The 24,701-nt window shown below is 41.9% G+C and carries 24 protein-coding genes; 9 read left to right on the top strand and 15 right to left on the bottom strand.

Annotated features, from left to right (window positions below):
• Positions 1-114: 114 nt before the first annotated feature.
• The 4 genes from rpoD to rpsU all read right to left on the bottom strand — a co-directional run bounded on the left by rpoD (position 115) and on the right by rpsU (position 4,567).
• Entirely contained in the window at positions 115-1,944 is a 1,830-nt protein-coding gene (gene rpoD, locus Q4533_RS00190; RefSeq protein WP_102439278.1) for an RNA polymerase sigma factor RpoD, read from the bottom strand.
• A gap of 144 nt (positions 1,945-2,088) precedes the next feature.
• Entirely contained in the window at positions 2,089-3,816 is a 1,728-nt protein-coding gene (dnaG, locus tag Q4533_RS00195; RefSeq protein WP_102439277.1) for a DNA primase, read from the bottom strand.
• An 84-nt stretch (positions 3,817-3,900) separates the two neighbouring features.
• The gene (locus Q4533_RS00200; protein ID WP_102439276.1) at positions 3,901-4,344 is read right to left on the bottom strand and encodes a GatB/YqeY domain-containing protein; all 444 of its coding nucleotides are present in this window, start codon (positions 4,342-4,344) and stop codon (positions 3,901-3,903) included.
• Between the two features lie 7 nt (positions 4,345-4,351).
• Positions 4,352-4,567, bottom strand: coding sequence for a 30S ribosomal protein S21 (gene rpsU, locus Q4533_RS00205; protein ID WP_055024252.1), 216 nt, complete (start codon positions 4,565-4,567; stop codon positions 4,352-4,354).
• Between the two features lie 237 nt (positions 4,568-4,804).
• Between rpsU and tsaD the strand changes: the two genes are divergently transcribed.
• A complete protein-coding gene (gene tsaD / locus Q4533_RS00210; protein WP_076541076.1) occupies positions 4,805-5,818 on the top strand; it encodes a tRNA (adenosine(37)-N6)-threonylcarbamoyltransferase complex transferase subunit TsaD in 1,014 nt (337 codons plus the stop codon).
• A 90-nt stretch (positions 5,819-5,908) separates the two neighbouring features.
• Here the strand turns inward: tsaD and plsY are convergent, their stop codons facing one another.
• The gene (plsY, locus tag Q4533_RS00215) at positions 5,909-6,517 is read right to left on the bottom strand and encodes a glycerol-3-phosphate 1-O-acyltransferase PlsY (RefSeq protein ID WP_102439274.1); all 609 of its coding nucleotides are present in this window, start codon (positions 6,515-6,517) and stop codon (positions 5,909-5,911) included.
• 241 nt (positions 6,518-6,758) lie between these two features.
• Between plsY and folB the strand changes: the two genes are divergently transcribed.
• The 4 genes from folB (at position 6,759) to Q4533_RS00235 (ending at position 9,453) form a co-directional block, all read left to right on the top strand.
• Positions 6,759-7,112, top strand: coding sequence for a dihydroneopterin aldolase (gene folB / locus Q4533_RS00220; protein WP_102439273.1), 354 nt, complete (start codon positions 6,759-6,761; stop codon positions 7,110-7,112).
• 64 nt (positions 7,113-7,176) lie between these two features.
• Positions 7,177-7,680, top strand: a complete 504-nt coding sequence (gene folK, locus Q4533_RS00225; RefSeq protein ID WP_102439272.1) for a 2-amino-4-hydroxy-6-hydroxymethyldihydropteridine diphosphokinase — start codon at positions 7,177-7,179, stop codon at positions 7,678-7,680.
• Positions 7,681-7,697: 17 nt separating this feature from the next.
• The gene (locus Q4533_RS00230; protein WP_102439271.1) at positions 7,698-8,498 is read left to right on the top strand and encodes an undecaprenyl-diphosphate phosphatase; all 801 of its coding nucleotides are present in this window, start codon (positions 7,698-7,700) and stop codon (positions 8,496-8,498) included.
• A gap of 127 nt (positions 8,499-8,625) precedes the next feature.
• Positions 8,626-9,453, top strand: coding sequence for a methyltransferase domain-containing protein (locus Q4533_RS00235; protein ID WP_303501284.1), 828 nt, complete (start codon positions 8,626-8,628; stop codon positions 9,451-9,453).
• 155 nt (positions 9,454-9,608) lie between these two features.
• On the opposite strand, the gene Q4533_RS00240 is transcribed toward Q4533_RS00235, so the two are convergent.
• Positions 9,609-9,875, bottom strand: a complete 267-nt coding sequence (locus Q4533_RS00240) for an Lpp/OprI family alanine-zipper lipoprotein (protein ID WP_076542485.1) — start codon at positions 9,873-9,875, stop codon at positions 9,609-9,611.
• 276 nt (positions 9,876-10,151) lie between these two features.
• Positions 10,152-11,381: a multifunctional CCA addition/repair protein gene (locus tag Q4533_RS00245; protein ID WP_303501286.1), complete on the bottom strand. Its 1,230-nt coding sequence runs from the start codon at positions 11,379-11,381 to the stop codon at positions 10,152-10,154.
• A 142-nt stretch (positions 11,382-11,523) separates the two neighbouring features.
• On the opposite strand from Q4533_RS00245, the gene Q4533_RS00250 reads away from it, so the two are divergent.
• Positions 11,524-13,140 (top strand): ExeA family protein, encoded by a 1,617-nt coding sequence (locus tag Q4533_RS00250; protein ID WP_303501288.1) that lies wholly within the window; start codon positions 11,524-11,526, stop codon positions 13,138-13,140.
• Positions 13,140-14,291 (top strand): general secretion pathway protein GspB, encoded by a 1,152-nt coding sequence (locus Q4533_RS00255; protein WP_102531388.1) that lies wholly within the window; start codon positions 13,140-13,142, stop codon positions 14,289-14,291. The genes Q4533_RS00250 and Q4533_RS00255 overlap by 1 nt, the downstream gene beginning before the upstream one ends.
• A gap of 256 nt (positions 14,292-14,547) precedes the next feature.
• Here the strand turns inward: Q4533_RS00255 and nhaD are convergent, their stop codons facing one another.
• From nhaD to Q4533_RS00275, 4 genes are all read right to left on the bottom strand, one after another.
• Positions 14,548-15,795 (bottom strand): sodium:proton antiporter NhaD, encoded by a 1,248-nt coding sequence (gene nhaD / locus Q4533_RS00260; RefSeq protein ID WP_303501290.1) that lies wholly within the window; start codon positions 15,793-15,795, stop codon positions 14,548-14,550.
• Positions 15,796-15,983: 188 nt separating this feature from the next.
• Complete coding sequence (gene hemL / locus Q4533_RS00265) at positions 15,984-17,276, bottom strand: glutamate-1-semialdehyde 2,1-aminomutase (RefSeq protein WP_102439265.1); 1,293 nt, start codon at positions 17,274-17,276, stop codon at positions 15,984-15,986.
• A 27-nt stretch (positions 17,277-17,303) separates the two neighbouring features.
• A complete protein-coding gene (locus Q4533_RS00270; RefSeq protein ID WP_102439264.1) occupies positions 17,304-18,323 on the bottom strand; it encodes an aspartate carbamoyltransferase in 1,020 nt (339 codons plus the stop codon).
• A 145-nt stretch (positions 18,324-18,468) separates the two neighbouring features.
• Positions 18,469-20,193, bottom strand: a complete 1,725-nt coding sequence (locus Q4533_RS00275; protein ID WP_102439263.1) for a chloride channel protein — start codon at positions 20,191-20,193, stop codon at positions 18,469-18,471.
• Between the two features lie 67 nt (positions 20,194-20,260).
• Between Q4533_RS00275 and Q4533_RS00280 the strand changes: the two genes are divergently transcribed.
• Both Q4533_RS00280 and erpA read left to right on the top strand, forming a co-directional pair.
• Positions 20,261-20,974 (top strand): DUF6776 family protein, encoded by a 714-nt coding sequence (locus Q4533_RS00280; protein WP_102439262.1) that lies wholly within the window; start codon positions 20,261-20,263, stop codon positions 20,972-20,974.
• A gap of 79 nt (positions 20,975-21,053) precedes the next feature.
• Entirely contained in the window at positions 21,054-21,404 is a 351-nt protein-coding gene (erpA, locus tag Q4533_RS00285) for an iron-sulfur cluster insertion protein ErpA (protein ID WP_055024237.1), read from the top strand.
• A gap of 69 nt (positions 21,405-21,473) precedes the next feature.
• On the opposite strand, the gene Q4533_RS00290 is transcribed toward erpA, so the two are convergent.
• The 4 genes from Q4533_RS00290 to Q4533_RS00305 form a co-directional block, all read right to left on the bottom strand.
• Positions 21,474-21,899, bottom strand: a complete 426-nt coding sequence (locus Q4533_RS00290; RefSeq protein WP_102439287.1) for a hypothetical protein — start codon at positions 21,897-21,899, stop codon at positions 21,474-21,476.
• 137 nt (positions 21,900-22,036) lie between these two features.
• Complete coding sequence (locus Q4533_RS00295) at positions 22,037-22,423, bottom strand: DUF2750 domain-containing protein (RefSeq protein WP_102519304.1); 387 nt, start codon at positions 22,421-22,423, stop codon at positions 22,037-22,039.
• 182 nt (positions 22,424-22,605) lie between these two features.
• The gene (gene aqpZ, locus Q4533_RS00300) at positions 22,606-23,310 is read right to left on the bottom strand and encodes an aquaporin Z (RefSeq protein WP_303501292.1); all 705 of its coding nucleotides are present in this window, start codon (positions 23,308-23,310) and stop codon (positions 22,606-22,608) included.
• 247 nt (positions 23,311-23,557) lie between these two features.
• Positions 23,558-24,670 carry an anhydro-N-acetylmuramic acid kinase gene (locus Q4533_RS00305; RefSeq protein WP_102475600.1) on the bottom strand — a complete coding sequence of 371 codons (1,113 nt, stop codon included), beginning with the start codon at positions 24,668-24,670 and terminating at the stop codon, positions 23,558-23,560.
• Positions 24,671-24,701 lie beyond the last annotated feature (31 nt).

Here is a 24,701-nt window from a genome sequence, read left to right on the forward strand (position 1 = left end):
TTGGTTATCTGTTAAGCAATCATGAGGTTTTTTATATTAAATAAAGTAATTTTGAGGCAAAAAAAAGCCCGAATTAACGGGCTTTCATTATTGTTGCAACTTCTTAGTGAGACTCTATTCGTCTAAGAAAGACTTCAAGATTTCTGAGCGAGAAGGGTGACGCAATTTACGTAGTGCTTTTGCTTCAATTTGACGAATACGTTCACGGGTTACATCAAACTGTTTACCCACTTCTTCAAGGGTATGGTCGGTATTCATATCAATACCAAAACGCATACGTAACACTTTAGCTTCTCGGGCTGTTAGGCCTGCTAGCACTTCATGAGTGGCATTTTTAAGACTTTCGCTTGTTGCTGAGTCTAATGGTAGCTCAAGCGTGTTATCTTCAATGAAGTCACCTAAGTGCGAATCTTCATCATCACCAATAGGTGTTTCCATTGAAATAGGCTCTTTAGCGATTTTCAGCACTTTAAGGATCTTATCTTCTGGCATTAACATGCGCTCTGATAATTCTTCAGGTGTTGGTTCGCGGCCCATTTCTTGTAACATTTGACGTGAAATACGGTTAAGTTTATTAATCGTTTCAATCATGTGTACTGGAATACGAATGGTACGTGCTTGGTCAGCAATTGAACGAGTAATCGCCTGACGGATCCACCAGGTTGCATAAGTTGAGAACTTATAACCACGACGGTATTCGAACTTATCTACAGCTTTCATCAAACCAATGTTACCTTCTTGAATCAAATCCAAGAACTGTAAGCCACGGTTGGTGTACTTTTTAGCAATAGAAATTACTAGACGTAAGTTCGCTTCAACCATTTCTTTCTTCGCACGACGAGCTCTTGCTTCACCGATTGACATACGACGGTTGATGTCTTTAATTGCGCGAATGACTAAGCCGGTTTCTTCTTCGATAGCAGCAAGTTTAGTGCTACAACGAATCACATCGTCTTTAACCATACGTAAGCCTTCAGCATAAGGCTTATTACTGCTCATTTCAGCATGGAACCAAGTTAAGTCAGTTTCATTACCGGTGAAGAACTTAACAAAGTTTTTCTTTGGCATTTTAGCTTGTTCAACACAAAGCTTAAGGATTAAACGCTCTTGTACACGTACGCGATCCATCATAGAACGCATGCTTTTTACTAAGCGATCAAATTGCTTTGGTACTAAACGGAATTCTTTGAAAAGCTCGCCAATGACAAATAAAGCACCGATGGCTTCAGGGTGATCACGGCCTTTTTTCTCAATAACAGCTAAGCCTTTTTCAAACACTTCGCGTAATTGAGTAAACTTCTCTTTAGCTTCTTCAGGATCTGGACCTTTTGGGCCTTCCTCTTCGTCTTCAGCATCTTCGGCATCATCTTCGTCTTCTAACTCTTCTTCTGATAACTCAGAACCAACGTGTGTTGCTGTTGGTGCTACGTCATCATCATCAGGGTTAACAAAACCTGCGATAATGTCAGTTAAACGTATTTCGTCAGCTTCATACTTATCAAACTGCTCTAAAATCATCGCAATCGCTTGCGGATATTCAGAGACAGAACTTTGAACCGTATTAATGCCTTCTTCAATACGTTTTGCGATGACGATTTCGCCTTCGCGAGTCAATAACTCAACTGTACCCATTTCACGCATATACATACGTACTGGGTCAGTGGTACGACCTAATTCACTTTCTACCGTTGCAAGCGCTGCTGCAGCTTCTTCTGCTGCATCTTCGTCGGTGTTGTCCTCAGACATCATCATGTCATCGGCATCTGGCGCTTGTTCAAACACGCGGATGCCCATGTCATTGATCATCTGGACAATATCTTCAATCTGATCAGAATCGACCATGTCAGCTGGCAAGTGGTCATTGACTTCAGCATAGGTTAAATAACCTTGCTCTTTACCTTTAGCAAGCAACAATTTAAGTTGCGACTGCGGAGTATGCTCCATAGATATCATCCAAGTTGGTAACTGAAATAACGACTGGACACCTGCCGAGGCAAAGTGTCAAGCAAATCGTCAATTATAGCTCTATGAACTAAAGTACGCTAGTCCATGACATGACTTAAGGGAACATTTTTTTAATAAAAGATGTTATTTAGCAATGCCTTTCATTATAGAAATAAGCTTCGTGAGCTGAATTTTTTCAGCTTTATTTAGAGTTTGTTTAAGACTCAGTTCCTGATAGCGTTGTTCAATATATTGATTGTTCAACCAGATCAGGGATTGTTTAAACTCTTGAACTAGGTTTTCATCCGCCACTTGGTGGTCCCATTGGGCCAATTTTATCAACGCATTTTTTTGTTCATGCTGACGATAAATCTCAAGTAGTTGTGCGCTGTTTAACTTTCGGTCTCGAGTTAAATTCAATAAATCACTGAGCAATTCGATGCCAGCAATCTTTAAATGTGCAAGTGAGGGTTGTACAGCTAAGCCATATCCTAACTCTGGACGTTGTACTAATAATGCAATGGCTAATCGCAGTGGGGTACCACGCCCTTGTAAACCTTTTTTATTCATAGGTTGTTGCTGTTTTACTGCAAAACCTAACTTTTTCTTTAGATCATCTGCGCTATTCATACCAATTTTATGGGCGAGATTTTCTAATAATAAATTCTGTAACACAGTGTCTTGAACACGTTCGATTAGCGACATAGCTTGTTTAGCCAATGAGCTTTTATCACTACCGAATTTACTGGTTAAGGTCTCAAATAAAAACGCCGGTAAGTCGAGGGCGCTGACCATTAACTCTTCAAAACCGTCTTTGCCTACTTGGCGAACCATGGTATCTGGATCTTCGCCTTGAGGTAAAAACATAAACCTAACGACATCACCAGGCTTTAATAAAGGCAGTGCGGTTTCTAGTGCACGCCAAGCGGCTTCTTTACCTGCTCGGTCACCGTCGTAACAACAAATGACTTCTTTAGCACTACGCACTAACAGCTGAAATTGTTCAGCGGTTGTTGCTGTGCCAAGTGATGCAACGGCATAATCAACACCAAATTGGGCAAGCGCCACAACGTCCATATAGCCTTCAACAATTAATACTTGTTGTGGGTCTCTATGGGTTTGCTTGAGTTCGTAAAGACCGTAAAGCTCATTTCCCTTATGAAATATGGGCGTTTCTGGCGAATTCAAGTACTTTGGTGTTCCATCGCCTAAAACTCGACCACCAAAGCCAACAACTCGGCCTCTGCGGTCGCGAATAGGAAACATTAACCGATCGCGAAAGCGGTCATATCGCTTGCCATTATCGTTGGCAATTAGCATTCCGGCGGTGAGTAATTTGTCTTGTGCTGCAGGGTTTTGGCGATATCGACTTAATAGTCCATCCCAACCATCTGGCGCAAAACCGATTCCAAAATGCTCTACAACATCACTGGAGAGCCCTCTGAATTCTAAATAATCTACAACTTTTTGTTTGTCGCTGTGTTGACGCAATTGATTTTGATAATAAAGATTCGCTTCTTCCATCAATTGGTATAAGTCACGACTTAAACTTTGATCTTTTTTAGGACCAGTACCTTGCTCTCTTGGTACCTCGAGTCCGAGTTTACCGGCAAGCTCTTCAATGGCATCGACAAATTCTAGTCGATCATATTCCATGATAAAATCAATGGCGTTGCCATGAGCACCACAACCAAAGCAGTGGTAAAATTGCTTGTCTTGACTGACGGTAAAAGAAGGTGATTTTTCGCTATGAAAAGGACAACATGCAGAGTGATTTTTCCCTGCTTTTTTCAAAGGTACACGGTGATCAATTAGATCAACAATGTCAGTTCGAGCTATTAGCTCATTGATAAAGTCACGAGGTATCGCCATAAATGCTATAGGTCTCGCATTACCAAATAGATAAAACAAACAAGCCGTGCAAGGTGCACGGCTTATTCACACATTAACGATCTGTTAGTTTAATTTAGCACGGATTAGACTGCCAATGGCACCCATATCTGCACGACCTTGAACCTTAGATTTTAATGCTCCCATTACTTTGCCCATATCCGCCATGGTTGATGCACCTACCTGAGAGATAGCTTCATCAATGATTGCGGCAACTTCTTCTTCTGTTAAAGGAGAAGGCAAGAAAGTTTCAATGACTTGAATCTCTGCTGCTTCAGCTGCTGCTAACTCCGGGCGATTTGCTGACTCATACTGAGTTATAGAATCGCGACGTTGTTTTACCATTTTGGTTAAAACGGCTATTGTCTGTTCATCAGTCAGAGTTTCGCGGGTATCCACTTCAATCTGTTTAATGGCAGACAGTGCCATACGAATTGTCCCCAAACGCGCCTTATCTTTGGCACGCATAGCTTCTTTCATTTGGTCTTTTAGCTGTTCGACTAGGCTCATAGTGAGATTAGTATAAACGTACGCGACGTGCGTTTTCGCGAGAAAGCTTCTTAGCTAGACGCTTAACAGCGGCAGCTTTTGCGCGCTTACGTGCAGAAGTTGGCTTCTCGTAGAATTCACGAGCGCGAACATCAGCTAAGATACCTGCTTTTTCACAAGAGCGCTTGAAACGACGAAGAGCTACGTCGAATGGTTCGTTTTCACGTACTTTAATAATTGGCATACGCCATCACCCCTTAGGTGTAGTTAATTTGGCACTACCTGTTTTGGTAGATTAACCAAGGCTATTTAAAATGGTGCCGAATTCTACATCGATTACGATGCTTTTGTAAACCCCTTTGTTAATCGCAAATGACAATCAAGGTGTCATTTTTTTGAGACTGATGATTATGCTTGGTGGAATAAAATCTTCTCAACAGGTAGAATTGCCGCCCTTACAAATTTATCAAGACGAGATGCTATGCGGGTTTTAGGTATTGAAACATCATGCGATGAAACTGGAATCGCTGTTTATGATGATGAGCAGGGACTATTATCCCATGCTTTATATAGCCAAGTGAAATTACATGCAGATTATGGTGGTGTTGTGCCTGAATTAGCATCTCGTGATCATGTGCGTAAAATTATTCCATTGATTAAGCAGGCGCTTAAAGAGGCTAACTCTACTGTTGATGATATTGATGGCATCGCTTTTACTAAAGGACCTGGATTAATTGGCGCGCTATTAGTCGGCGCTTGTGTTGGGCGTTCATTGGCATATTCGTGGGACAAGCCTGCAATTGGAGTTCACCATATGGAAGGGCATTTATTAGCGCCAATGCTTGAAGATGATGCGCCTGAGTTCCCTTTTCTTGCTCTGCTGGTATCTGGCGGTCACTCAATGTTAGTGCAAGTAGAAGGCATTGGCCGTTATCAGGTGTTAGGTGAATCGGTTGATGACGCTGCTGGTGAAGCATTTGATAAAACCGCTAAGCTGATGGGGCTTGATTACCCTGGTGGGCCACGTTTAGCTAAGTTAGCAGCAAAAGGTGTTGAGGCAGGTTATAAATTCCCTCGACCAATGACAGATAAACCAGGGCTTAATTTTAGCTTTTCAGGCTTAAAAACCTTTACCGCGAATACCATCGCTAAAGAGCCTGATGATGAGCAAACAAGAGCCAATATTGCCCGCGCTTTTGAAGAGGCAGTGGTGGATACTTTAGCGATTAAGTGTCAACGCGCATTAAAACAAACAGGTTATAATCGCTTAGTTGTAGCAGGTGGAGTGAGCGCTAATACTCGGTTAAGAGAAAATTTAGCGACCATGATGGCTAAGTTAAATGGTGAGGTGTTTTATCCAAGAGGTGAGTTTTGTACCGATAATGGTGCAATGATCGCTTTTGCTGGCTTACAGCGCTTAAAAGCTGGGCAGGTGGAGTCGTTAGAGGTAGAAGGCAAGCCGCGCTGGCCATTAGATACCTTGTCTGCTGTGTAATTAAGTCATCACCTGATATGAAAAAACCTAAGCCATGGCTTAGGTTTTTTTATATCAATAATATAATCAGTTAGATAGTTTGAGTTAAAACTAGTTAGCTTGTTTTTTCTTACGGGAAAGCTTGCTTTCTTCGCCCACTCTCAAGCGCTTAATATTATCTTTATGGCGAATGACAATTAATAAAGAGAGCATTGCCACTGGAATGACAAAGCGCTCGTCTAACCACCATGTGTAAACTGGTGCAAGTATTGCAGTTAAAATGGCGGCTAATGATGAATAGCGAGTAATAATTACAAATACTAACCAAGTAATAATTAACATGGCGGCTAAATCGCCGCCAATAGGAGCCATCGCGCCAAAGGCAGTTGCTACGCCTTTGCCGCCTTGAAAGTTAAAAAAGAGCGGGTAGATGTGGCCTAAACAAGCTGCGATGGCAATGAGCCCTAATGACACCGCATCTTGACCGAGTAAGTAGCTGCAATAGCTGGGCGCGGCGCCTTTAAGCATGTCGAAAAATAAAACTAAGGCAGCAGAGCTTGCGCCACCGATACGAAGTACGTTGGTTGCCCCAGGGTTGCCTGAGCCTTCAGTGCGAGGGTCGGGTAAACCTCTTAATTTACAAACCAAAATGGCACTTGAAATAGAACCGGCTAGGTAGGCGGTTATAATCATCAATATTGTGATTGTAACAGCGCTCAAATTGGTGTCCTTAGTCTTCTTAGGGTATCATCGCCCATTAATTTATATCACTTGATCTTAATGGTTATTATCAGCTTTTAAAACGCTATTTAGAATGGTTATCATTCATAAATAGCTAGCCATTATCCTACTGCTTTAGTTGCTCAGGAAAAAGACAAAAATCATGATAACGGTTAATTGATGTCATTATCAGCTTTTTTAGGCTGTTTTTTTAAAAAAATGAGTAAAACTCGGAGAAAGCATGGATAAAGTACTTATTCGCGAGCTAAAAATTGAAACTGTAATAGGGATCTACGAGTGGGAAAAACAAATACAGCAAATATTGCTCATCGATTTAGATATGGCTTGGGATAATAAAATGGCTGCTGCCACTGATGATTATCAACATGCCTTGTGCTACGAAAGTGTGTCTAATCGCCTCACTGCATTAATCACTCAAAAACCCGTTGAGCTAATTGAAACTGTCGCAGAAATGATTGCCGAGTGTTTGATGACTGAATTTAAGGTTGAAGGCGTTAAAGTGACAGTGATGAAACCTGGTGCGGTACCTACTGCAGTCTCTGTTGGTGTGGTTATTGAGCGCGGTCAATTTTAGTAACATGTTTTAGCACTATTTAATCATCTTTTCATGTTTGTTCTTTATATTACAGAGTGAGTTAATGGCACGTATTTATATCAGTCTAGGCACTAATATTGACCCTGTTGCACACATGCAGTCAGGATTAATTGATTTGCAGCAGCAATTTGGCCCATTACAGTTATCAAGGATGTTTGAAAGTGAAGCAGTTGGGTTTCAAGGTACCAACTTTTTAAATATGGTGGCCGCAGCTGATACCGATATGAGTATTGCTGAGGTGGTTGCCAGCTTTAAACGAATAGAAAAGCAAAATGGCCGCATTCGCGGTGAAAAAAAATTTAGTCCACGAAGTTTAGATATCGACTTACTGCTTTATGATAATGAAATTTGTCAGCAACCGGTTGAACTGCCTCGAGGTGAGATTTTATTTAATGCTTTTGTATTGTGGCCGCTGGCAGAAATTGCGCCGCAATTAACTCACCCAATAACGCATCAACCCTATCAATTACTTTGGGATAATTACGATAAATCTAGCCAGCATATTTGGCCGATTGAGTTTGACTTCCCTGCAACACTGACACGTTAATATTATAAAGGACAATCATGGAAACCATTCAGGTTATTATACTTGCCATCATTCAAGGGCTAACAGAGTTTTTACCGATTTCAAGCTCCGCTCACCTGATTTTGCCGGCGCAAGTTTTAGGCTGGCAAGATCAAGGTCTTTTCTTTGATGTCGCTGTTCATATTGGTTCATTATTAGCGGTAGTGATCTATTTTAGAAAAGAAATATGGCTCATGCTCAATGCGTGGATAGCGAGCATGGTTAAAGGTGTTCATACCCAAGACAGTAAATTAGCTTGGTGGATCATTTTAGCGACATTACCGGCGGTGTTCTTTGGCTTTATGGCAAAAGATTTAATCGAAACCTACCTTCGTGGCCCTGGGGTAATTGCTATCACAACAGTTATATTTGGTTTGCTGTTGTGGGTCGGTGATAAAATGGCCCGTAATGAGCTAACCGAGTATCAAACCGGTTGGAGAAAGGCGCTATTAATTGGTTTTGCTCAAGCGTTGGCGATTATTCCAGGCACGTCACGTTCAGGTATTACCATCACCGCCGCTTTGATGTTAGGTCTAAACAAAGAAGCTGCAGCACGCTTTTCATTTTTAATGTCAATACCGGTGATTTTAGGTGCGGCGATTTTAATGACTAAAGATGCCGTTTCAAGTGACTTGGTGATTAATTACGGTGAGGTGCTACTGGGTATCGTGGTTTCGTTTTTTGCAGCCTATACTTGTATTTACTTTTTCTTGAAAATTATCAGCAAGATTGGCATGACCCCATTTGTGCTGTATCGCCTAACTCTTGGCGCAGTATTATGTGGCTTTATATTCCTGTAATATAAACCACAATAGATTAATCATTATGAGAGACAAAATCATCAATGATTAATAAAATAAAAAACGGGTGTTATCACCCGTTTTTTATTCCTTAAATTTAGCTGTAAAGTCTAGGACGTTTTCTGTAATGAACTCAATTTTGATCTGCCCTAAGTGTGCGACAGCATTGCATTATCATCAGGCCTCAGCAGGCTACTATTGTGATAATAAGCATCATATTGATAAAAATGCCCAAGGCTATTTATCCTTTATTACCTCAACCAAGTTCAAGGGCGCGAATGAGTCACGTCAGCAACTGCGCTCGAAACGCTTTCTTATGGCTGAAGACTTATTTAAACCGTTAATGGATAAACTGAGTGAGTCATTTAATCAATTGATTGATGGGCGCACCGAACTACAGCACCTGAATTTTAGCTGTGCAGATGGTCTATATTTGCGACACCTTGCTACCAGCACTAATGTTGATGTTAGCCATTGGGGCGTTTCTGAAGCTGAGAACGCACTATTTGCAGCCAGCAAAGAAAATACCCCAGCTAGTCTAATCCTTACCCCTTATAAGAAGTTACCTTTTGCTGATAACAGTTTAGATATCGTGTCGCTATTTGACGTGGCTTTAAAAGGTAAAGAGTGCCTAAGGGTGTTAAAAGACAGCGGTCGATTATTAATGTTAGTGCCCGGTCCTCGGCATTTATGGCAACTGAAGCAGCAGGTATATGACAATTTAGCGGAAAAGCCATTGCAGTTGAATTCACCCAAGCAGATTGAAGTGGTTAATACAAAATCGATTAGCTTTACTGGTGATGTGAGCGGCGAACAAGCGATGACACTGTTGGAGATGAACCACCTTGCATGGCGGGTTAATGATCAATTAAAGCATCAAATTAAGAGTCATCCTGTGACAGGGTTAGAATTTGATTATGTATTGATTACTGCAAAGCTAGCAGAAGCCAAGTAAGTTTATTACAGAGTTAACGTTTGCGCGGCATGCCCTTATGTTGATTTAATCCTGCAGATACAATTAAGGCTTGAAATGGTAAACGACTTAAGTCTGTTTACTATGTTCAAGCCTTAATAATCAACCTATAAAAATAAGCTAATTTTCATGGTTTCTTACTTTTTGTAAGAAGAAGCCATGTTATCGATGCGATCGTTTGCACGCTTAGCTTCAGCTTGAGCGTCCATAGAAGCTGCTTTAGAATCTTTCACATCAGCAGATAATTTGCTTTGCTCTGATTTTAAAGAGCTAACTTCAGAAGATAGTTGATCAACTTTGTTACCTAGGTTAGCAACACTTTCTTCTAAAGCAGTAGTGTTTGCACAACCACCGATAAGAGCAGTCATAGCAACACCAGCAATCATTAATACTTTCTTGTTCATGGAAAATCCCTTCATTATAGGTTGTAATAAGTTGCTGAGGCGTAATACCCAACAGCCTTTTAATTATGTCACAGCTATTGTATTTTGCTACACAAAATGGCAAAAAAAATCATAAAAAACAGCGTGAACCCAATTAATATAAGGATATTCATCTGTAGAAATTTGTAAAAAGACATAATCTACGGCGTTAGTATTAGGTTAATCACTCTGATGTTGAAGTAGTGCTAAGGTTTCGTTTAGTGCATCACGAATGCTTAAACGTTACAATTGCAACGCTTATTGTACTTGGCTTTTTTTATACAGGCTAATGGCCTCAGCTCTGCGTATGCTCAACTGCTGTTTAATTTCTGCGCCCTTAAACCCATCACTAATCACCTGTTGCACATCGACCTCTTTAGCAATGTTAAAGCAATGGGTTAAAAACTCGCTTTGAGGATACTGCGCTTGCTCAAAACCTGTTCGACCTTGAATATCGGCCTGACAACATAATAGTAAGTCTGTTAAGCGTTGCGGTTTGCGCCAAAAATCACCCTTATCAAAAATCTTTATAATGGTTTCAGCGCGTAACTCTAGCGCATTATGGATATTTTGATGTTGGTCGCTGCACAGCAGTGCCAATTCCTTGTATTCATTTGGGGCTTTAATTCTTTGTACTAGCTTTTTGATTATCGGTAAGCCCTTTTGGCCGTGCCCATGATGTTTTGGCCAAAGCTCTGTAGGGGTGATGGCCTTACCTAAATCATGAAGCAAAGCGGCAAAACGAATGGTTTTTTTATCAGTGAGCTTAGCCGAGGCTTGCAATACCATCATGGTATGAATGCCTGAGTCAATTTCTGGATGCCATTTTTCAGGTTGAGGTACGCCGAACAAGGCATCTATCTCTGGAAATAGCACCTTAAGCGCCCCACAACAACGCAGCTGCTCAAAAAAGACTTCAGGGTTCTGACTACTTAAAGCTTTATCTAGCTCTTGCCACACGCGCTCAGGCGTTAAATACGCTAACTCGCCTGAGTCACAGATACTTTGCATCAGTGCTATTGTTTCTTGGGCGATAGTAAAACCAAGGTGGGCAAAACGCGCCGCGAATCGGGCAACCCGCAGAACCCGTAATGGATCTTCAATGAATGCATCCGACACATGGCGTAATTGGTGACTTTCAATATCCGCCATGCCGCCATAGGGATCGTATAGATTGCCTTGGTCATCTTGGGCCATGGCATTAATGGTTAGATCGCGACGCAGTAAATCCTGTTCCAGTGTTACCTCTTTATTGGCATCGCAGCTAAAACCAGAATACCCCTGGCCGCTTTTTCTTTCGGTACGTGCTAAGGCATATTCTTGTTGGGTTTTAGGGTGCAAAAAAACGGGGAAATCACGGCCAACTTGACTATAGCCAAGGGCGAACATCTCCTCGGTTGAACCGCCCACTACCACATAGTCTTTATCTTTGACTGGAAGTGATAAAATGCCGTCACGAACAGCGCCACCCACTAAATAGATTTTCATAAATGTTTTTGCCTAAGGAGCTTTATCTTAAGTATATTAAGATAAATCTTAGCACGACTAACATTTCTGCTGCTAAATTTTGACAAGCAGTACTGCAAGATATAACTTGAGCCGTCAGTTATAGATAAGGATTTTTGGCCAGATGTATAAAGCATTTTATGGATTAAATGATAATCCATTTTCAATCGCACCAAACCCACATTATTTGTTCTTAAGCGACCGTCACCGAGAAGCATTAGCGCATTTAACCTATGGTCTGGGCGAGACCGGTGGCTTCGTGTTATTAACTGGTGAGGTTGGCACTGGCAAAACCACTGTGTCACGTTGTTTATTAAAGCAATTACCTGAGCACACGGATACTGCTTTTATACTTAATCCTTCATTAACTGAACAAGAGTTACTGGCAACCTTGTGTGATGAACTTGCCATTAGCTATGGTGATGCTCCTTCAATTAAACAACTGACCGACTTAATCAGCCAGTATTTACTCAATAATCATAAAAATGGCCGCAATACCGTATTAATTATCGATGAAGCGCAGCATTTGCGCCCTGAGGTGTTAGAGCAACTAAGATTACTGACTAACCTTGAAACAGATACCAAAAAACTGCTGCAAGTGATTCTTATTGGCCAGCCAGAATTACAGCAACTGCTTAAGCGTCAAGAGCTACGTCAGTTAGCCCAGCGAATTACCGCAAGATATCATTTGTTGCCTTTGACCGTTGAAGAGATAGCCTTGTATGTGCAACATCGATTACAAGTCGCTGGGCGTTTTGAGCCGTTATTTTCTAAAAAAGCCTGTAAAGCATTACATAAGTACAGTGGCGGTATTCCACGCTTAACTAACCTGTTGTGTGAACGAGCCTTAATGGCCGGTTATGGCCAATCAAAAGTGCCAATCGATCAGCATATGGTTAAGCAAGCTGCTGCTGAAGTATTAGGTGAAATGCCGGTTGAGACTCGCTCCCATTGGCCTTTAACCATTGCTGCGACATTAGTGATTACCTTTGGGGTGTCTTTTTATGGCTTTTTTCCTCAACAGGTCGGCTCAGAGCAGGCGAGTGCTTTAGTCAATAAACAAGCGGTTGATAAAGTAGCTGTTATTGAAGATGTTGTCCCTGTGGCATTAACACAAGTTAATCGCAATCAAAGCATTGTCCGCGCCGCAATGGCGCAAAGTCGCAGCATTGATAATGCATTTGCTGGACTGTTTGCCTTATGGGGAAAACAACCCATTATTGGTTTATCTTCTTGCCAAGCAGCGACTGAGCAAGGGCTGTTGTGCCATCAGCAGCAGGGGAACTGGAACAGTATTGCAAGGCTTAATTACCCGGCGGTGGTGTATTTAGAAGATCAGCAAGCTAAGCAATTCTATGGGGTTGTGGTAGCTCGCGAAGGTGAGCAAGTATTACTGCAATTAAATGAGCAGCAGCTTTGGGTCAGCAAGGATTGGTTTAACCGTCATTTTAGCGGCACCTTTGAAATTTTATGGCAAACCGATGGAGTAATGCCAAGTGAAATTGGTCAAACATCCAGTTTGTCGCAAATTCAATGGTTAGAAAATAACTTAGCCTTGGTGCAACAACGAACCGCGAGATTATTAAACCGTTTCGATGATACCTTAGAGCAAGATTTAATGGCCTTTCAGCGTCAACATGGACTTAAATCTGATGGCATAGCAGGGAACCAAACCTTGGTGCAGCTTAACTTATACCTCAGCAAGCAAGGCCCAAGATTAACTAAAGTAGGGCGCAGCTAATGTCTATTTTATTAGATGCCGTGACCAAAGAAAAACAGCAACAGATGGGCGAATTACCTGATGCGGTATTAACCCCAAGGGCTGGTTATAAACCAGCGACTAACCAGCATTGGTTACGTCAGCTTTGGGGCAAGGCGCTGGTGTTAATCTCAGTGATCTTATTAGGTGTGTTATCTGCTTGGGGCTTAGCGAGATTAGTGAAACCGACTTTAACGGCGAATTCAGGGGTAAGTTCTAGTCAGGAAAATGAAGCTGTTAAGCAAGCCACATCGCAGCAAAGCCAGAGTTCCAATACCGCTCAAGCAGATAGTGGTGAGATAAGAATTGCCAATAAAGTGGCTTTGCCCTTGGCAAAACCACAAGCTGTTGCTGGCTATGACTTATCTTCAAATAACTCGTCTTTAAATAGCTTATCTTCAAGTGATTCACCTGCAAAGAGTCCATCAAATAGTGGTGATAATACCCAGTATGAATATCGCTTGAATGAGAGTAATCGAGGTCAAGTAAGCTCACTATCGCAAAATGAGCTTGCAGCCACCGCTGTAAGTTCAACAGGTACTGCAAATGCTAGCTCGAATAACTCCCAAAGGCAGTTAACTGCCGCTGAGTTAACCGCGCTCTATGGCGAAGATGCGATTATTTTAGGGGCCAATTCTAACTACAAGCAAACATCGGATTTAACTGCACTGCAGATGAAAGTGGCAACCGCAGCTGAAAACGTCAATTTTGAGCAGCAAGGCGTGAGCAATGAAGTGACCGCTACCCAAAACACCCCAGAAAAAAATCAGTTAACTGCTGAGCAATCGAATAATTTAATGGCCGCTTTTCAAGCCGCTCTTAAAGATGTTGAATATGAAGAATCAGCCAATAAACCTGTGACTGAAGCTGAGTTTGACCCAATCCCTACTCCGAAATCAGATAGCATCCCTAAATACGGTGAGCTACCTGCCAGTGTGCAATTACAAGTACCAGAGTTTAATATTCAGGCTCATGTCTATTCTTCTGATGCAAATAATCGCTGGTTAAACATTGATGGTGCAGAGCTTCAAGAAGGCGATGTGATCAGTGGTAAGCTTAAAATTATCGAAATTAGACCCAGAGATGTGGTACTTGAAATCGATGGCTCAGAGTTTAAAGTGCCAGCAATTTAGTTTGGGTAACTTCTTTAGTTAATCTCTGATTTTAATAAAGGCGCCAATGGCGCCTTTATTGTTTTATGTGTGCTACTCATGTGTGTTACTCATGTGTGTTACTCATGTGTGTTACTCATGTGTGTTACTAGAGCAGAGTATCGGCTGAGCACTGGCTATTAACGCTTAGTTATTAGCGCTTAGTTATTAGCGCTTAGTTATTAACGCTTAGTTATTAGCTCTGATTATTTTAGCGCTTAGTCTTAAAGCTAACACTTTAGCTATGGATCTGATTAGCGATTAAAATCGTTAAGCCATAACCCACGGAGTAACACAGTAATAATGCAGGAAAGTATTTTAAGTAACTCACAAAGGTGAGCTCTTTTATCTTACTCATGGCAATAATCCCCGCAGCAGAGCCAATGACTAGTAGTGAGCCTCCGACACCGACAGAATAGGTTAAACCTAACCATTGGGCTGTGGTGAGTACTGGCTCTGCTTTAAGTAGCGCCGCAGTCAGTGGTACGTTATCTAAAATTGCTGAGCCAACTCCGGCAAAATAGTTCGATATCGCTGGGTTATACAGCCCATAAGCCTGCGTCAGTAGCTCCAAAGTGCCAATTTCCTTGAGCATGCCTACAAGCAATAAAATCCCTAAAAAGAATAGTAAAGTGTCAAATTCTACTTGGCGAATGTACTCTAAAATTTGAATTTCTTCTTTTTTAGTGTGACTGGTACGCCCAACTAAAAACATCACCGATAACCCAGCAAGAAAGGTAAGCACGGGCGGAATATCAAATAAGATATTAAATAGCATTGTCAGAACAATCGTGACTAAGAAAATCAGTCCGATAATGATATCAATAGGGTTTAGTTGTTTATCTACCGGTGTGGTACTGACATGACCTTTAGCGTTTAGAGAGAACAACAGCGCTAATAGCATCACACTAATGCCGGCAGGTAAAAACAAAATCAGTAGTTGTGACATTTGCACTTTACCGGCAAGAAATATCATTAAGGTGGTGACATCACCCGTTATCAAGGCTACTCCGCCTGAGTTAACCGCGAAGATAATTAATACTGCCATACGGCGACGCATTCGACTTGCTAAATTAAATGTGGTTAATAAGCCTAAGGACACCAAGGTGGCAGTGACATTGTCACAGAAGGTGGATAGTACCAGTGCAAAAAGGCCGACTTGCAGCATCAGCATTCTGACAGAAACTTGCTGCGGAAAGATTTTTTGTACTAACAGCTGGATCATGCCTTTGGCGTTGAGATAAGCCACAAAGGTCATTGTCGACATGAGAAATAACCACAAGGTGGCAATTTCCAGTAAATTGTCGTTTAACTCTGCGGCAATGAATGGGGTTTTGTCGGTGCCAGCAGCAGAGATGAATAAACTAATCCAAGCAATACAGCCGAGAAATAGCGTGGTTTTGGCTTTGTTAATATGAGTGACTTCTTCAAACACAATACTGAGTAAGGCAAGTACTGCCAGCGATATGAGAAAGACTTCAAACATATTGATATTTCCATTGCTGCTTAGCAAAGCTAGATTGCTAAAATGAAAGTAGGCAAACCAAGTTAATATTGGTTTGTTTCAGTGCGCGGAATTTCATCACATAAACAGGGTTGTTGCAACTTTGTTCTTATTTGGTTAAAAAAGGGGTTGATAGCAATGCTATCAACCCCTTTTATTTTATCGGGCGATTACAGTGCTTTTAACGCCGCAAAAGCTTTATCTGCTGCCGCTAGGGTCATTTCAAGTTCTTCTTCGCCATGAGCCATTGATAAGAAGCCTGCTTCATAAGCACTTGGTGCTAAGTAAACGCCTTCATCTAGCATAAGGTGATAGAAGTTACGGAAATGCTCCATGTTGCACTTAGTCACTTGATCAAAACTAGTAATAGGGCTGGTGTCTTCAGTGAAGAAGAAGCCAAACATGCCGCCAACATAGTTAATGTTAAGTGGTATACCGTGCTTGTCTGCAGCGGCTTTAAAGCCTTCTGCAATACGTTTAGTTTTTGCTGCTAACTCGTCATAAAGACCGTCTTGGCAAAGGGCTTCCATTTGTGCAAGACCTGCAGTCATCGCAATTGGGTTACCTGATAAAGTACCTGCTTGGTAAACTGGGCCAGTAGGTGCAATAAACTGCATCACATCTTTACGACCACCAAAAGCGCCCACTGGCATGCCGCCACCGATTACTTTACCTAGGGTAGTAAGATCTGGTTTCACATTGTAGTGACCTTGAGCGCCGCTTTTAGACACGCGGAAGCCTGTCATTACTTCATCAATGATCATCAATGCGCCGAATTCATCACAAATTGCTCGCAGGCCTTCTAAGAAGCCGGCAACCGGAGGAATACAGTTCATGTTGCCAGCAACTGGCTCAAGAATAATACAAGAAATCGCTTCAGGGTGTTGCTCGAAGATAGCACGTACTGAATCTAGGTCGTTATAAACCGCGGTAAGTGTGTGCTTTGCAAAATCTTCAGGGATACCTGGTGAGCTAGGTTGACCTAAAGTTAACGCGCCAGAACCTGCTTTTACTAATAAACAGTCAGCATGGCCATGGTAACAACCCTCAAATTTAAGGATTTTGTCACGGTTAGTGAAGCCACGTGCTAAACGAATCGCACTCATGGTCGCTTCAGTACCAGAACTTACCATACGAACTTGTTCAATTGATGGCACCATCTCAATCACTTTTTCAGCCATTTTGACTTCAAGTTCAGTCGGCGCACCAAATGAAAGGCCATTTTCCACAGCGTCTAATACTGCTTGGCGAATTTGTGGGTGATTGTGGCCAAGGATCATTGGGCCCCAAGAACCAACGTAATCGATGTATTTTTTACCATCAGCGTCAAAGATATATGCACCATCGGCTTTTTCGATAAACAGTGGCGAACCACCGACACCATTAAATGCACGGACTGGAGAGTTAACGCCACCAGGGATGGTTTGTTTAGCCTGTTCAAAAAGCGCTTCTGAGCGGGTCATGTGTAATCCTTTTAAGTCGTTAGCCAATTATTTATCGGCTTTGCGTGAATACCAATTAACGGGGCACTCGTATTGTTGTAGTTGATTTTCAACCCCAAGTGTTAGAGCAAAAAGTGCCATTCTTATAAGTAAGCCATTATCAGCTTGTCTGAAAATTGCCAGACTAGGATGGCTATTTAAATCATTATCTAATTCATTGGCTTGAGCACGAGAGTCTCTTGGCAATGGATGCATTATCACAGTGTTAGATTTACAGTGTTTGGTGTAAATACTGTGATTTAAACGGAATTTTCCGCGATATTTATCCGCTTCATCTTGTGAAGGGAATCGCTCTTCCTGAATGCGAGTTAAATAGAGTATATCAGCCTGATGTAAATTACCTTCTAGCTGATCTGTAATTGTGATCTGATGACCAGCATTTTCAATGTCACTGATCACATAGTCAGGCATTGCTAAGTCAGTTGGTGAAATTAATGTGAACTTCACATCTTTATACATGCATAACAAACGTGACAAGGAATGTACCGTGCGACCATGTTTTAAATCACCGACCATGGCAATGTGCATGCCGCTGATATCTTGTCCGTGATGCCCCAATTCTTTTTGAATGGTAAATAAATCCAATAAAGCCTGTGTCGGGTGCTCGTTAGCGCCATCACCGCCATTTATCACAGGAACGCGGCTGCCTTGTGCGAATTCTTTAACTGAAAAAGCGTCCGGGTGGCGCATAGCGATAACATCTGAATAAGTCGATAATACTCTTGCAGTATCGTAAAGTGATTCACCTTTAGACAATGAGGATGAGCCCATGCCGACGGTTTCTCTTACGTTGCCACCAAGTAAATTAAATGCGCAACCGAAGCTGACTCGAGTGCGAGTACTAGGTTCGAAAAATAAATTACCTAAAATGGCGCCATCAAGCACTTTGGTTCGTTTTTCACGAAGTGCATAAGGGGTCATATCATTGGCAACGTTGAAAATAGTGTTGATTGAATCAATATTCAGTTGGTTAACTGAAAGGATGTGAGAACCTGTAAACTGTGTCATCAGCCTGATTTCCAATTATTAGGCGAGTAAATAGAACTATCTACTCAGTGGTTATGTAGGGTGGCTGAGGCGAGATTTTAACAGAGAGTGAACCAATATTAAATCATGCTAATGATTATTTCTGTTATTTAAGATCTCACGCCAATTATACTTGCCCAGAACGGATTTCTTGCCATAGGTTTGCCCAGCTAATGACCCCAACGACATTATTGGTATTATTCTGATAAATATACACTTCACCACTGCGTTTTAGTGACAATAGCTCGTACACTTCATTTAAGGTTGCGGTATCAGCAACGCCGTGCATCAAATGCCGTGAAAGGGTGGTTTTATCTTCAAAGGACTGCATCTCAAGGCTGAGCATTTCAATTTGGTTATCAGCATTACGTACCATCACTGGGCGGCCTTGCGCACGTTTCATGACTTCAAGCAGTAAGTCATTATCGTCATTAACGATCACAAAGCGTTTATCCATCAGCGCCCGTACGCCTTTCTTTTGCAGCCCAAGATTAACCGGCGGCACTTTATAGCCAAGCCCCATAATGTCCAATTGTTTTAAAAAAACCGAATTGGTATTAAAGCCCTGATAGGCAATCAAAAAGGCGGGGATAGTGACAAACATGGCAGGTAAAATAATCGCAGCGTCATTGGTGAGCTCTAATAGTGCCACTAATGCGGCTAGTGGCGCACTTAAACACACCCCCATCATCGCCGTCATTCCGATCACGGTATAAAGGCCAACATAAGGCGCAATTGACGGGAAAAAAATCGCACTAACAAGGGCTAACATGGCGCCAATTAATGCCCCTATTCCGTACAAGGGGCCAATTAAGCCACCAGGAATGCCAAAACTGATTGCAGCAATGGTGGCGATTATTTTAGCCACAAGCAATGCGCCTAAAAACCATAAACTTGGATGCTCGCTAATGGCGGCTTCAATGGCTAAATCACCAGAGCCTAGTGCTTGTGGCAGTATTAAGCCGATTAAGGTGGTGATGACCGCGGCAATCATTAATCGATAAATTAAAGGCCAATGCTGACCAATGGCGGTCATTTTAAGTAATGAGTGATTAAACAGCGCCGCAGTGCAGCCTAAAACGATACCGCCTATGGCAAGAATTGGGTATTGATCTAACGGAATACGAGTGACGTTGATTAAGTCATATTCATGAATATTGCCGAAAACTAACTGGCTTGATAATGCACCACATATGGCTGAAAGCATGATCGGAAAGAAGTAATGAATCTTGTATTCGCGCACAATCACTTCAAATACAAATAATACAGCGGCTAATGGCGCGTTAAAAATGGCGGCGATACCTGCAGCAATGCCACTGGCACACATAATGCGCACACTGTTGTCAGGCAATTTAAATTTTTCAGCTAAAAAGCTCGCGCTCACCGCGCCAAGGTGAATAGCTGGGCCTTCTTTACCCACTGAAAAATTTGCCACTAGCGCAATTAATGCTTGAAAAAACTGACCCGCAGCCGATGGTAACGGCACTTTGCCGTAATGTAATTTGAATCGGTGTAAGACATAGGCAATGCCCATACGGCGATAGCGTTTGGAACCAATACCAGCCACCAACCAAATAAGTAATGCGCCTAAAATGGGTAAGTAAGTGCGCCAATCACTGACTGTGTCAGTGAAATGGGTGGCTTCGGCAAGGGTATACACTTGTGCCCAGTTCAAGGTTAAGCGAAATAAGATGATCACACCGGAGGTAATGAGAGCAAATAAAAGCGCTAACGCACAAAGTTGCACACTAATTTTCGCTTGAGAAAGTTTATCTCTCAAATCGTTACGAAGATATTTGCGTGTAACTGCTTTGGTGTGAATAATAGCGGCTTTACTAAACTTGAATTGCACTTTATTGCCTAACTTCCATCTGTGGGCATATTGTTAGCATAGTATTTTATTAAAGGCTTGTTACCTAATGTTAAATTATCGTCGCTTGCTGAACCGCTTGCAAGTTTTAGAACGAAAAAAGCGCACTTCAGGTCTGTATTTATTTGGGCTGATTGTGATTAGTTTCACCATTGGGGTGCTGAGCCAACATTTTGTTATGTCAGAAGTGATAGAACCCGAGCTTAATGCGGAAGAAATTCAGGCATTACAAACGGCTTACCAGAAACAATCTCTGGTGATTTCACGGCTTGAAATGGCAGTATCAATTGCTGAAAAAGCCAATAGCAACATGCAAACCATGTTCAAAGAACAACTGCAACAGCAAAAAACTATCGAACAAGAGTTAGCATTTTATCGCAGCTTAGTGTCACCAGAAAAAGAGGTGGATGGCATTGCTATCCATGGTCTCGAACTGTCAAAAGGCTTAGTCGCCAATAGTTATCAATTAAGATTAATTTTGACCCAAAACCAAAAGCGTAAAACCAGCGTTAAAGGGGTTGCAGATATTGTGTTGGTGGGTTTACAACATGAACAGCAAGTTGAAATTTCATTATCTGACATTGATATTGAAAAATTTGCATTTGGTTTTCGCTACTTTCAAATATTTGATACTGAAATGAACCTGCCAGAAGGCTTTGCTTTACAACGTGTAAAAGCGGTAGTGCTAGTCTCAGCTGCCCGCGGGGTACGAGGTGGACGTATTGAGCAAACGTTCGATATCGCAGAGTTACTAGAAAGCTAAAAAAGAACTAAGGGTAATACTTGAACAAATTAGTCAGGTAATAGATAATCCCGATCTGAAACTGAAGTTAGAGGTAGTAATGACTGAACAAACAGATGCAGCAATGCCAATCCAATTTACCGATGCTGCGGCAACTAAAGTTAAAGGGCTGCTAGAAGAAGAGCAGAATCCTGAATTAAAACTTCGAGTATACGTAACTGGAGGCGGTTGTTCAGGTTTCCAGTATGGTTTTACTTTTGATGAAAAAGTGAATGAAGGTGACTTCACTATTGAAAAGCAAGGGGTACAACTGGTTGTTGATCCTATGAGTCTTCAATATCTTGTTGGCGGTGAAGTTGACTACACTTCAGGCTTAGAAGGGTCACGTTTCTTCGTGAAAAACCCAAATGCAACAACAACCTGTGGTTGTGGGGCCAGTTTCTCAGTTTAATAGCTAAACTGAGACCAATAAAAAAGCCGTCATGTGACGGCTTTTTTGTGTCTTAAATTGACTATCAAATCAACTAATAATATTGAAGTTCATCCGCGGCTTAAACCACTTCAGCACTTTTGCATTAAAGCTAATCCACACTTGGATTAATGCCAAAATAATTAGCGCTGTAAAGATAATCCAATCAGGCAGTACCATTTGCATAAAGCCAAAATCAAAAGTAGTCGGCCCAGCGACTAAGTTGTCAGGATCATACATAATGACAGGTAGCATGCTATATAAGGCCAGCTGCAAGATCCCGTAGCCACGAAGCATGTATAAAGCCGCTTTTTGACGTCCTGTAATACCGAGCACCATCATTAAGGTCAATATACAGAGCAATACACCTTGCTGGGCCATTAAACCGCTGACGGACGAGATAACGTAGACCGCCAATAAAGCCATTAACCTTTTAGGGAAAACAGCTTTAGTTTGGCTTTCAGCGCTTTGCTCCATTGCGGGAGTATTATCTTTATCAGGGCATATCTCGCTTGTGGTCACATTTTTATCTGTCATGGTTTATATCTGTATTAAAGTATTATGTTTGTGCTTAAGAATTATGTTTTGCTTAAGAATTATGTTTTGCTTAAGAGTTAGTGCTTTGATTGCTTTTTCGGCGTTAAACGTGAATCAAGTTCAAATGGTGGGATCACTACACCCAAATCTTCATGAACTGGGAATACGGCAATGAATAAATCATCTTCTTCCATACCGCTTACCCAACGCTGTTGAAATTCATTAAGTGGAATTGATAATGGTTCACAATCACTCCATTCATCAACAGCCCATAATTTTGCCGCATCTTCAGAAGGCCACATTGGAATACAATCTTCATCTTCAGTGGTGAGCATCACGCAGCCATCTTGATCTTGTAGGCTCCAGATTTGCTGCTCTTGCTTAACTTGCTCAACAAGGTAATCGTATCTTGCTTCTGGGGTCATGTTTAATTGGTCGGCAATAGATTTTGATTTGCTACTCATGGTGTATTCTCAATAAAATAAGTAAATAGGTTGCGGTATTGGCTAAATTGAGCAGCTAAAGAGCAAGCTTTAGCGTTACCAAATCCCGTCGGTGGCTCATGATAACATCGACTTTTAGATTGAAAAAGAAAAGAGCACTCAAGGTGCTCTTTTATTCGTGACTCAGTGGCTAATGAGTGTGCTTATGTATTGTCAGCTGGCTTTTCAAAAAAGCGATAAATCAAACCTGCAATAATCGCCCCTGCAATGGGTGCAAGCCAAAATAACCACAGCTGAGATACCGCCCAATCGCCGACAAATAATGCAGGCCCAGTGCTACGAGCAGGGTTAACTGAGGTATTTGATACTGGAATACTGATCAAATGAATTAACGTTAGCCCTAAACCAATCGCAATCGGGGCAAACCCCGCAGGAGCACGAGAGTCTGTGGCACCTAAGATGATTAATAAAAAGAATAACGTCATTACCACTTCAGTAATTAATACCGCCGTTAAATTGTAGCCACCAGGAGAGTGCTCACCAAAACCATTTGAGGCAAAACCGCCTGCTAAACTAAAGCCATCTTGACCTGTGGCAATAAGGTATAAAATACCTGCGCCAGCAATACCGCCAGCCACTTGGGCAATAATATAGGGCGCTAGCTCAGATGCGGGGAAGCGACCCCCAGCCCATAAACCAAATGAAACTGCTGGATTTAGATGGCAGCCAGAAATATGACCAATGGCAAATGCCATGGTGAGTACGGTTAAACCAAAAGCTAAGGATACGCCCAATAGCCCAATACCTACTTCAGGAAAAGCCGCGGCCAATACCGCACTACCACAGCCGCCTAACACTAACCATAAGGTTCCTAGAAACTCTGCAAACATTTTTTGCGAAATACTCATTTAACCTTCCTTAATTTAAATTGAATACTGCTGTGTGAACAAAAATTAATCACTACAAAGAGTTAAGCAGTAATTTCCCGTTATTACAATGTGACTTTGTACAAGAGAGGGAATTTAAAGAAAAAGTATTAACGCTGAACAAAGCTTGTGGGTGAAACCCCACTCACTTTTGTTCAGTTATATGCATCGCTTTGATATCGAGTTTTGATAGCGAGTTTAGGTACTAGTATTGCTATCTATTCACTTACTAAATAGCGCTGTAAAAGCTGCCTAGGATCGCCGCTCTACTTGCGCCAGTCACAGCGGGTAAGTTGGCCGTTAAGCCGTGGTGATGTCTCATAGCAAGCCAGGCAAAGGCGATGGCTTCAACCCATTTGGGGTCCATACCGATTGCTGTGGTACTTGACAGGGTAAAGTTAGGCACCAGCATGGCTAAACGCTGCATCAACTCAGTGTTAAAAGCACCGCCGCCACAAACAAAAATATCGCCAGTATCCGTGAGTTGATTAATATCATTGGCGATTGTCTGACAGCTAAGATCAAGTAGCGTGGATTGAATATCCTCTAGTGCTAGATGAGAAAAATCAGCCAATTGCTGTTCAAGCCAAGCATGATTAAATAGCTCTCTACCAGTGCTTTTAGGATAGGCCATGGAAAAGTACGGGTGAGTTAACAGGTGAGTTAATAACTCGGCATTGGTGCTACCTGATGCGGCCCATTGACCTGATTCATCAAAACTGAGCTGCTGCTGTTGCAGAATGAATGCATCCATGAGGGTGTTACCTGGGCCTGTATCAAATCCAATAACCTGATCAGATTCCCCTGGCAAATAAGTGATATTAGCAATGCCGCCAATATTTAAAATAATCCGTGGTGTGTGAGCTTTAGCAAATAACGCTTGATGAAATGCTGGTACTAACGGCGCCCCTTGACCGCCTAAGGCAATATCTTTGCGCCTAAAGTCTGCAATGACGTTAATACCCGTGGTAACCGCTATGGTATCCGCATCACCAATTTGTAAGCTGAAACCATGCTCAAGATTGGGCATGTGGCGAATGGTTTGGCCGTGACTACCAATGGCTATGACATCGGCTTTATTAATAGTGGTGGTTGCTAATAATTCGTTGACCGCCTGTGCAAACAGTAAGCCCATACTTCTGTCCATGCGGCCCATAATGTTCAGTTCATCATTATTAGGACTACATAGACGGTGTAATTGATGCAGAACATGCTCTGGAATTGCTACCGTATAGGTAGCGATTAAGCGGGTTTGGTTATTGCTAAAATCAACTAAAACAGCATCGACACCATCCATACTGGTGCCTGACATTAAACCGATATAATACTGAGGTTTATCCATGGTATTGGCTCATTTATGAAGCGGGCTAGAT

This window comes from Shewanella sp. 6_MG-2023 (assembly GCF_030547195.1).
Taxonomy (GTDB): Bacteria; Pseudomonadota; Gammaproteobacteria; order Enterobacterales; family Shewanellaceae; genus Shewanella.